Here is a 9,322-nt window from a genome sequence, read left to right as displayed (position 1 = left end):
ATTTGATGTTTAGTAATTGGCAGGTTGTTGTTGAATTAATGTCTTTGTCTCCACATAAACTACCTAATTATCAACAATAAGAGCTATGAGGCTTATTCTATCAGCGTTATAGACGACTTGTCGCCCCGACAGAGCAAGATACCATTGCCAATTCACCTTTTTTGTCACTTAAATTTCCTCTTGCATTTCTGTAGTTGCTAAAACTCTGAACATGATGATTTTTCCTTTTAGCGCACTGTGACTCCACCAACGAGTCTGCCATAGGTCGCGATCGCTTTCTGCAGCAATTCCCGGACATCCGCCTCACTCGATGCATCTAATTTCACAAACAAGCATTCCGAACATGGAACTTTATGAGTTCAACGCCTTTTCAATACGACGATCGGGAATGAGCCACAGAACTGCAACCCGAACGTATAATGCACATGCAAGCCAAGGGATTGCAAAAGCAAGTGGAATTGTAACTGCATAAATCAATACCGATAACTTGCCTTTAAAGTTCCGACCAAGAGCGTTTGCAAGTGTGGAATCTTGACCGTGGTGAAAAACAAGTGTGCGGGTCAGAGTGAAGTAGGCGATCGCAGCCAACAAGAGAACCACACCATAAAGCGCCACAGGCAGCGCAGCAAAGTGATTTTCACCCATCCATGCGGTGACAAAGGGAAATATAGCCTTTTTGAAAAAGGTGAGGTACGATTTTTTGCCTGGAAAGATTGACACTACAGGGTTTCTGTATACCTCATTAATCTGAGAACCGCTATAATGATAACCAGAACAACAAATGTAGGTTTGCCCACAAAGTTGAACCATTCACTTGTCGGACTACCTGAAACAGGTGATGGTGATTGTTCCAGTAAATACCAACATGCACGAAACTCAACACCTAGCTTAGAAAGGTTGGAATCAACGGACGTAGTGCAGCTCAATCTGACTTATGAGGTGTTTTTAACTCCAGTACCATAATGGTGATAATAATAGCAATTACCCCATCACTGAATGCCTCTAACCTACCTTTAACCATTTTTGGATATGCTCCTTGTTTGCTTACCGCGTTGTATAACGGCCGTTTGTAAAAATGGTTGTCCGGTACTCCGTACTGGTTTACTTCTAAGGACTGGTAAACGGTTTACATTTAATCCCCTTCACATTTCGCAGATAGTTCAACTCTGGCTCGAAGTTAGTGGGACAGAAGACATAAACATCGTCCTGAGCTCGGCTAATGACTAAACGGTAGCTGGGTGGAATTCCCTCGGAATCTTCGATCACTTCGATTCTGGGAATCACTTGTGGACTGACTTGAGCGAAGGATGGAGAATTGAACGGTAACAGTACGGCGGATAGAATTGTTATTGTGATTGTGATTGCGGTTATGATTGTAGTTGAAAGAATCTTTCGGTTCATTAGAAAACTCCTGTGGTTTGTGGTTGTGTAATGTTCCTATTGATTTTGATGAGTAAAGTTTGCATTGTTTTCACCCCTACGATTTCAACCCAGTTTCCGACGAAATCAAACTAATCCTATTTGCAATGCAACAACCGCTGCCTGCACCCGATGATTGACACCCAACTTATTCAAGATTCCATGGACGTGAGTCTTGACTGTACTCTGACCGAGGTAGAGTATTGTGGCGATTTCAGGATTGCTATGTCCTGCAACCATTAGCTTCAAAACTTCATGCTCTCGATGGGAGAGTTTTGTTGGTGTAATGACATTTGAAGAGGTGAGTTTTGCTGTGTTCATACATCCTTCTTGAGAATCAACGGTTGACGAATTGTTCACGATCTCACCTGATCCTTGGTTAAACATTTGTTGAATTTCATATTTCATGGACAAGAACAGTCCTCTTGCATTCGTTGACATCAGCTTGTCAAAGTCCTCGATCAATTTTTGGTGCAGTAGTTTGTCAGGAGGAAAATCAATTCCTGTATTGTTAATGGCACAATGTTAAAGGCACAATCGAGTTTGCTGTAAGTTGCGATCGTTATTAAAAACTCAAGATTGATTTGCTTGATGACGCTGCTTGATATCTATAATGAAATCGGTTACTTGACGTTGAGCCTCTTCACTCAGCGAGTCAAACTCGTCCAAGAAGAATTGCCGTTCTAGCGTCAACTTCCGGGCATTGAGTAGCCCTTAAATCCGCCAATCTTCATCACGTTTCATCACGACGAATAGCTGCATCGAATCTCGTGACGGTGAAGTTTTGGGTTGTCCGGGCAGCATTACCCTGACAACTCCATTCATGAGAGCAAGTTGAGGATTCAGCAAGTGGACGAAATTCACGTCACCCTCTAGGCGTGTTTCTTTGACAACCGTGTCGAAAGCTTGCTGATTAAACGCAGCGATCGCTTTTCGACCCTTGAGATGGGTTCCCTCGAACGCGATGAAATCGGCAGTTTCGCTGAACGGAGCAGCGAAGTCTTCACCGCTGCCTCGATTCTAAGCATCAATCATCTGGTGATGGAAAGCACTGATTGCGGACTCGTCAGTAGGACTGGTGAGTTGATTTTGAATTGTTTGTGAATTCATAAGCGCCTCGTTTTGGGATTTCTTATCTAATTGTTTTGGCAGTTTAGGAACACAACAGCACGAAGATGCACTGCTGCGTTCGATCGCTATGAACTTACTGGAGCAGCAAGCGTTGCCGGCTAATTCCGTTTGTTTGATCTGAAGTATAGACAGTACCAATGCTTGATTGCTTTCAGATTCCTACGATGATTGGTCAAATTCTGATCGGTTAGCGCCCTTGTTTCGGGGATAAGCGATTGTCTGTTGTTCATCTCAACCATCAGCTAGTCACGTCCTGCCGCAATCATCTTTTCTGCCAAGCCGACCGGGTTGGAAAACATCACCTCATGACTACCGGACATTTGCACGAACCGAAATAGCCCCAAGCGGGTAGACATTCTGGGATGCCAACCCCAATCGCCTTGAGGAAGGACGTTGTCTTCGGTACAGTAAAGGTAGCTTTTGGGGATGGGCAGCGAGTAAAACTGCTTTAGGTCTAACTTGTCAAGCCACGGTTGATACGGTTCAGGCGATAATTGTGCGTAACTCGATCGAGCCAGTTCGAGGTCAGCGTCGTTGATAAACGCTTCTCGCCAAATCTCAAAAGGTAGCATCACCGTATGATCGCCCGATTGTCTCGCTAGCTGATCGGATAACGCTTGAGAGTGCGGTGGGGTGTTATCGTTGATGCTTTCACCATCATTGAGGACAAAGGCATTGAAGAAGATGAGTCGTCGAATGCGATCGCTGATTGCTTCAGCAACTTTGGCAATAATTGTCCCACCGAAACTATGTCCGACTAGAACGATATCGTTTAAGTCTTTACTCACAATGTAATCGACGACCGATTGCGTGCATTGAGCATGGTTGACGTTTTTGTTCACGCCTTTGCCATGCCCAGCGATCGTGGGCGCAAAAGCATGATGTCCCTTTGCTTCTAGTTGATCAATGACTGCCTGCCAAGCAGAACCATCATGCCAGGAGCCATGAACTAAGACAAAAGTTGACATAGAATCCCTCCTTGTAAATGTGATCTGAAAATCAAGCTCGTCTTTTCTCTCTTGTTCTCTCTTGAAATGGGTCAGTTCGCTGTGTATCCGCCATCGAGCACTAAGGATTGTCCAGTGATGTAGCCGGATGCGTTTATGCCTCGTCTATAGCGCGGTTGCAGCACAATCGATGAGTTTGGCAACAGCGTCTGCATGGGCAACCATCACAACATGGGACGTGCTATTCACTACAGCAGTACTCATGATGGCTCCTAGAGAGTTTCAATGAACATTGACTGAAAACGATGGCTGGGTTTCCTAAGATCGTGAGCAATCATCCCTAGCAGTGAGATTTACATGAATCAGACTGGTGCATAAATCGTTTCGTCTTCTTTGCGCCAAGCTGGATCAACTAGACAAACGAAAACAATGGGTTCGTCGCCGTAGTTGTGAAGGAACTGGATTGCATTTGGAGGAATGTAAACCGTATCGCCTGGTTCAATGCGACGAACTTCACTGTCGATCGACATTTCGCCAACACCGCTAATGATGTAATAAACCTCAGAAGTCTTTAGAGAATGGGGAATCGAAGTTTCGCCAACAGGCAAGATCGCATGTGCCAAACTGTAACGCAAGTTGATATCTTGTTTGTCAGGATGAAGCAGTTCGCGCAGAACAGTTCCATCTCCAGCGATAATTTCTTCACAGTCGTTTAGTTTTTGGATCAGCATAAGTTTAGGCTTGCAATTACACAATCGGATCAAGTTCAGGATCTGTGAATTTCGGAGGAGAAAGGGTCACTGATTATTTCTGCTGAAGAAAGTCCAGCAACACGGGATTGACCTGATCAGCGTGAGTCCAGTTGATCGCGTGTGGTCCACCAGGAATGACAACCAGTTGACTGTTTTTAATCAGTTTTGGAAGTCTTGCTGCGGTGGACTCCAGTGGCAGAATGCGATCGCTATCTCCATGAATAATCAGAGTCGGCACATCAATGCGGGGCAGATCATCGCGGAAATCGGTGAGCCAGGAAGGTACACAATCCAAAGTCCCTTTAGCAGAAGCCCCTGCTGCTACATTCCAACTGGCTTGAATCGCTTCATTGCTGATGCGATTGCCAAGCAATACATCAACATTGAAGAACTCTTTGAAAAAGGCAGAGAAATAAGCTGGACGATCGTCAATAATCGCTTTCATAATGCCATCGAAAACGCTTTGATCAACACCCTCTGGATTGTCGTCTGTCTTTAGCAGAAACGGTGGAACGGGAGCCATCAGCACGGCTTTCTGCACCCGCTCTGAGCCGTATTTGCCAAGATAACGTGTGACTTCACCTGTTCCCATTGAGAAACCGACCAGCACGGTATTTTGCAAGTCAAGCTTGGTCATCAGTGTGTTCAAATCGGCGGCGAAGGTATCGTAGTCATAACCAAACGAGGGTTGGCTGGAAGCACCGAATCCTCGGCGATCGTAGGTAATTACTCGATATCCTGCATTCAGTAAAACTAAAACCTGCTTCTCCCAGGAATGTCCGTTCAATGGAAATCCATGAATCAGTACAATCGGTTGTCCTGTCCCAAGATCTTCGTAGTAGAGATCGATGGTTGCAGAGTTTTCTTGACCAACGGTAATGTAAGGCATGAGAGGTTTCTCCGTTGTAAATTGATGATGTGTTTTTGTCTGTTGCATCACAATTGTTATGCAGCGATCGATCACCGTTTTAACAATGCTGTGTTAAGCAGACTTCAAGATGGGGCAAGCATCCATTGCCTACCGTCACTTCAGAACGACAAGAATCCTTCATTGTTGCCTGAGCGCGATCGCCGCGTTTGCCGCCTCTAAGATGGCTTTGATTCTGCTTCGGTAGCCAGCGCGGCACGCACACCAGCATCGAGATTCATGCGGTCTACAAATCGTGACAGGTTCTCAAAGCCTTGTAGTCCGACCTGAGTGTTGCTCGCCCAACGCAGAATGACGAACAGGTAGGGAGCGGCAATCGATCATTCGCCAGTGAGCCAGTTTCGTCCGTCGAGATAACCGAGGATAGCGACGTTTTCAGTGAGTGAAAAGTGATGGTACTTGCCTCTACTTCGTTATCGACAACGAACTCACCTTGCTATAATGCGTTCCCACAGCAGCTCAAAAACCGCTTCAACACCATCACTCAAGGCTGGCGGCGTCACGAGCGTTAGTCGGCTCCCATTAAGAGTAAAGGTGCGAACTAACGTTGTACCAACGCGATTAGGAATTGATGCAATTTTGATCTGGTGAGTTACTGTGTTGCCACTCAACGTATAAGTTCCAGCGTAAGCATTGAATGTTGTAAATGCTTGAGCAAGCTCTTCCACGGGTAAAGATTGCATCTGGGGAGTCAGCGGTGATCTGACCTCCTGACTCAGCGGTGAGCGATCGCTCCTAGAAAACATCACCATCATGTGACCATCTGATGTGTAAGTGATGTAGCCAACCGGATGAGTTCCATACACGTCTGGAGTCACCGTTCCATCAGCGTAAATGGCAGTTGCAGAAATTAACTTCCAAATGCCAATTAGCAGATTGTTCTGGATTGATGGTGTAGACATAATGTGCAACCATTGCTTGATGATTCTCCGCTAGAGAGTAGCGGGTTTCAACACAAAATCAAACTCAGTCGTGTAAAACGGTTTACTTTGATTGTGTGCCTTGAGTTCGTCTAGTGCTTCGTGCTTTTGCAATTGAACGATCGCCGATCGCACTGCAAAGGTTGTATCTGAATCCAGGTGAGGATCGCCAGCAATAAAAGTTTGTGTTGTCAGTGGAGTGTACTCCGGAGCATTGAGTTTGAAATGGATGTGAGCCCCGCGCCAAGGATGCCGTCCCAAGAGTCGCAGCACCTCGCCACATGGACCACTGCTTGGCACTTTGTAACCTAGTGGCACCACGGTTTCAAACCTATACGTTCCACTCTTGTTCGTTTTGAAACGTCCCCGAAAGTTCCCCAACGGCTGAGATGGCTCTTGGATGTCATAAAATCCTTGGGAACTGGGTTGCCAAACATCAATCAGAGCATTGGCGATCGGTTGACCGTTCAAATCTAAAACCCTGCCTGACAGGAAAAGCGAATCTCCTTCTGTATCAATACCCAAGCGATCGCCCATCTGCCGTTCTGGTGCATTCGGCACATACAAGGGTCCTTCTAAATTGCTTTCTGTACCGCGATGAGCATCGTTCAGCAATTCTACCAACTCTGAAATTCCCAGTAGATCCGTCAACAAATGGATCTCTCCAGAGGGAATCTCCTGAGTGTGATGACTTGCCTGGTTGAGAAAATTACGTCCCTGCTGCAATTCTGATTCAGTCAGATTCACCTCACGCACAAAGTCATGCAAATGTTGAACCAAGCTCGTGTAAATTTCATAGAGTCGTGGGTGAGATTTGCCGCGATCGCCATGATTAATGACGGCTTCAGTGATAGTGTCAAGTGTGATTTTCTGCACGATCAAACTCCTTTTTAGTTACGTGATTAATGATGGTTGTTTTACGGCGACTATCTTAGCAGGGGTGTCCACTTCGAAAAGTCCGCAAGATGCGCCCAGTAGGCAGTCAATCCGATATAAGCAAAGATGAGAGCTGCCACACTTAACACAATTGCTCCAATAGTTCGCAAGAGCCGGGTTGATTTGAGAGAGAGGGTTGGTACGGAAAAAATTCCTCCTAAGCCAACAAGAATGAACCCAATTCCTGACAGCAAAGGAAGTTGTGTTATTCCCAGGTTTATGATGCGAAAGCCAATTAGAAGCGATACCAGTCCTGCAAAGAATCCATAAATGCCCAGGGTAAATAATTCCCAACCCATTGCCAGAGCTAGGGAAGTTCCTAGAAACAAAATGCCAAACAGAACAGTTGTTTCACCAAAGGCAACATTGAAACTACCAATAATGGGCCAGGTAAAAGTCATGTGTAAGCCAGTGACTAAAGCGATCGCGCCGACTACACCAAAACCAGGAATCCAGCGTTTCTGATTTGAAGTACCAAGACCAAAATACACATAGGCAGCTAACAGAGCGAGTCCAGCTGATAGATTAATCAGCATGAGTGTAAGGTAATCGATAAACATTAGACCTCCTGCAAATGTTCGGTTTTGTTAAGACTTAGACAAAAACTGAAGTATGCAATGCCTGTCGCATTGCTTTGTGTACCAGTTTTGGCTTCAGAAATACTCTGGCGTTATTGAATACAGGTATGAATTCAAGATTTCCCAATTGCTATAAACCAACTATGATGAGTTTTCTAACATCAAGCGAAAAGTTAATTCATACCCTGAATCAGCAACGCCGTTTTACGGCGACTATCTTGACTTATAGTCTGTGCCCTAATCTAATTGGCTACAGCTATAGTCTGGTGACTTGATGCTTTCAAGACTCATCCTGACGATTTCGTGCGGCATACCAATCCATTCAAGAACGATGAGATCAGCCAGCGAACAGGCACCGGGCATATGATAGAGTTTTATGGAATGTCCCTTATCGCGGAGAATGTGTTTTTGCTTCCTATCTGCTGTTTTCATAGTCTGAGTGTAATGATTCCTAATGCTCTGTTTCTTTCAGATTCTTAGGATGTTTTGTCAGATTCTTGTGCAATCACCTTCAAGACGCAGCGTGGAACCGAGCGTTCTGTCGAGGAACGCGCGGATCAACGTTGCCACCTCCTCTGCATGAGTCTCCAGCGCGAAATGTCCGGCGTCGAGCAGCAAGGATGGTAAGGTAAGAACCAAAAAACCACAAAGATTGCATCATTAGATCGCTCTGTAGACTTGATATGTAATTAACACGCATGACTTTCCCTACTCTCTTGGTCTATGAAACTAGACCAGCCACGATGCCAGGGTAAACGCATCTAAATTAATTTGACAAACACCTAAATTTGTGCACTACTAAATAACTAAAAAAACCTTCTAAAAATCATTGACTTTAACCACATTTAAGCAAATTAAATCACAACCTTAAGATTTTCTAAACTTTTTAAAGCCGGATAATTTTCCTTCTTAGATAGGTGTTAGATTTCGAGCATTAACTGGCAGAGTTTAAAATTTTCACTAAATAATTATTGTCCATTGCCGCTCGATACCGTTTCATTTTTAGACTTTGTTTGGAAGTTTTTTCTTGTTTTAGTAAATTTATAGCCAAGCGACGTAGAAGTGCAAAATTTTCGGGAGAGTTCTGTTTCCTAATCCGGCTTTCATCTTCACAAAATGTCACATCCAGCGTCCAATGTAAGCTATTTTCAATGCCCCAATGACTACGGATCGCCCCAGCAATTGTCTCAGCATTACTGCTTAAACTACTAACGTAAAAACGAGCTTCAGTCGTGGTTTTATTCCACAGCCGTCGTTCACTAACTATCATGACAACTGTTTTTAATCCCGTCCATAATTCTTGATTATGCACTTGTGGTAACTCGGATACATCAACAGTCCACACTTGTCTTTTTTCCACTCGATGATGTCCAGCTTCTACTTGCTCATGCCGGACTGTAGTCTCTGCCTAAATAATCTGATTTTTTAGCTACTTCAAACCACTCTTTCACAGCTTGATATAGGAGTTTTTGATTCCCTTTTAAAGCTAAAACATAATCTCCTTTTTTCTTGACAATCAGAGATGTTATGTCTTTTTGACAGCCCATAGCATCTATAGTTATTACACTTCCGGCAATTTCTAACATTTCTATTAATTGCGGAATTGCTGTCAGTTCATTTGATTTTTTATCGACTTTTTTTGTCCTAAAACCAATTGATGAGATGAAGACCAGGCTGTAACTATATGTAGCGCTTTTTGCTGGTCATTTCG

At 44.4% G+C, this 9,322-nt stretch carries 11 protein-coding genes and 3 pseudogenes; all 14 read right to left on the bottom strand.

Going from position 1 to position 9,322, the window contains the following annotated elements; translation table 11 throughout:
* Positions 1-351: 351 nt before the first annotated feature.
* Positions 352-720 carry a hypothetical protein gene (locus QUB37_RS28600; RefSeq protein ID WP_333168535.1) on the bottom strand — a complete coding sequence of 123 codons (369 nt, stop codon included), beginning with the start codon at positions 718-720 and terminating at the stop codon, positions 352-354.
* A gap of 37 nt (positions 721-757) precedes the next feature.
* Positions 758-1,021 (bottom strand): annotated as a pseudogene (locus tag QUB37_RS29965) (TMEM175 family protein).
* 86 nt (positions 1,022-1,107) lie between these two features.
* Entirely contained in the window at positions 1,108-1,401 is a 294-nt protein-coding gene (locus QUB37_RS28595) for a hypothetical protein (RefSeq protein WP_333099871.1), read from the bottom strand.
* A gap of 105 nt (positions 1,402-1,506) precedes the next feature.
* Positions 1,507-1,740: a helix-turn-helix domain-containing protein gene (locus QUB37_RS28590; RefSeq protein ID WP_445300070.1), complete on the bottom strand. Its 234-nt coding sequence runs from the start codon at positions 1,738-1,740 to the stop codon at positions 1,507-1,509.
* Between the two features lie 21 nt (positions 1,741-1,761).
* A pseudogene (locus QUB37_RS29960) lies at positions 1,762-1,935 on the bottom strand (SDR family NAD(P)-dependent oxidoreductase); the annotation flags it as partial.
* Between the two features lie 198 nt (positions 1,936-2,133).
* Positions 2,134-2,421 (bottom strand): annotated as a pseudogene (locus tag QUB37_RS28585) (SgcJ/EcaC family oxidoreductase); the annotation flags it as partial.
* 371 nt (positions 2,422-2,792) lie between these two features.
* Positions 2,793-3,518 (bottom strand): alpha/beta fold hydrolase, encoded by a 726-nt coding sequence (locus tag QUB37_RS28580; protein WP_333093254.1) that lies wholly within the window; start codon positions 3,516-3,518, stop codon positions 2,793-2,795.
* A 341-nt stretch (positions 3,519-3,859) separates the two neighbouring features.
* Positions 3,860-4,228, bottom strand: a complete 369-nt coding sequence (locus QUB37_RS28575) for a cupin domain-containing protein (protein WP_333093252.1) — start codon at positions 4,226-4,228, stop codon at positions 3,860-3,862.
* Between the two features lie 73 nt (positions 4,229-4,301).
* Entirely contained in the window at positions 4,302-5,138 is an 837-nt protein-coding gene (locus tag QUB37_RS28570; RefSeq protein WP_333099872.1) for an alpha/beta hydrolase, read from the bottom strand.
* A 467-nt stretch (positions 5,139-5,605) separates the two neighbouring features.
* Positions 5,606-6,079, bottom strand: a complete 474-nt coding sequence (locus QUB37_RS28565; protein ID WP_333168534.1) for a lipocalin-like domain-containing protein — start codon at positions 6,077-6,079, stop codon at positions 5,606-5,608.
* 30 nt (positions 6,080-6,109) lie between these two features.
* Positions 6,110-6,973, bottom strand: coding sequence for a dioxygenase family protein (locus QUB37_RS28560; protein WP_333099874.1), 864 nt, complete (start codon positions 6,971-6,973; stop codon positions 6,110-6,112).
* A gap of 50 nt (positions 6,974-7,023) precedes the next feature.
* The gene (locus QUB37_RS28555) at positions 7,024-7,593 is read right to left on the bottom strand and encodes a DUF981 domain-containing protein (RefSeq protein WP_333099875.1); all 570 of its coding nucleotides are present in this window, start codon (positions 7,591-7,593) and stop codon (positions 7,024-7,026) included.
* Between the two features lie 952 nt (positions 7,594-8,545).
* On the bottom strand, positions 8,546-8,971 hold the full coding sequence (locus QUB37_RS28550; RefSeq protein WP_333168532.1) for an ISAs1 family transposase: 426 nt from the start codon (positions 8,969-8,971) through the stop codon (positions 8,546-8,548).
* Between the two features lie 25 nt (positions 8,972-8,996).
* The gene (locus QUB37_RS28545; protein ID WP_333168537.1) at positions 8,997-9,203 is read right to left on the bottom strand and encodes an ISAs1 family transposase; all 207 of its coding nucleotides are present in this window, start codon (positions 9,201-9,203) and stop codon (positions 8,997-8,999) included.
* Between the last annotated feature and the right edge of the window lie 119 nt (positions 9,204-9,322).

Origin of the sequence: Microcoleus sp. AT3-A2 (genome assembly GCF_036705685.1) — a bacterium.
Taxonomy (GTDB): Bacteria; Cyanobacteriota; Cyanobacteriia; order Cyanobacteriales; family Microcoleaceae; genus Microcoleus.
Note: the sequence above shows the minus strand (reverse complement) of the source record. Positions and strands in the feature narration are given on the sequence as shown.

What these genes read in the sequence shown, in the direction of transcription:
- QUB37_RS28595 (WP_333099871.1), bottom strand. Translation starts at nt 1,401, where the DNA reads ATGAACCGAAAGATTCTTTCAACTACAATCATAACCGCAATCACAATC.
- QUB37_RS28555 (WP_333099875.1), bottom strand. Translation starts at nt 7,593, where the DNA reads ATGTTTATCGATTACCTTACACTCATGCTGATTAATCTATCAGCTGGA.
- QUB37_RS28575 (WP_333093252.1), bottom strand. Translation starts at nt 4,228, where the DNA reads ATGCTGATCCAAAAACTAAACGACTGTGAAGAAATTATCGCTGGAGAT.
- QUB37_RS28570 (WP_333099872.1), bottom strand. Translation starts at nt 5,138, where the DNA reads ATGCCTTACATTACCGTTGGTCAAGAAAACTCTGCAACCATCGATCTC.
- QUB37_RS28580 (WP_333093254.1), bottom strand. Translation starts at nt 3,518, where the DNA reads ATGTCAACTTTTGTCTTAGTTCATGGCTCCTGGCATGATGGTTCTGCT.
- QUB37_RS28590 (WP_445300070.1), bottom strand. Translation starts at nt 1,740, where the DNA reads ATGAACACAGCAAAACTCACCTCTTCAAATGTCATTACACCAACAAAA.
- QUB37_RS28565 (WP_333168534.1), bottom strand. Translation starts at nt 6,079, where the DNA reads ATGTCTACACCATCAATCCAGAACAATCTGCTAATTGGCATTTGGAAG.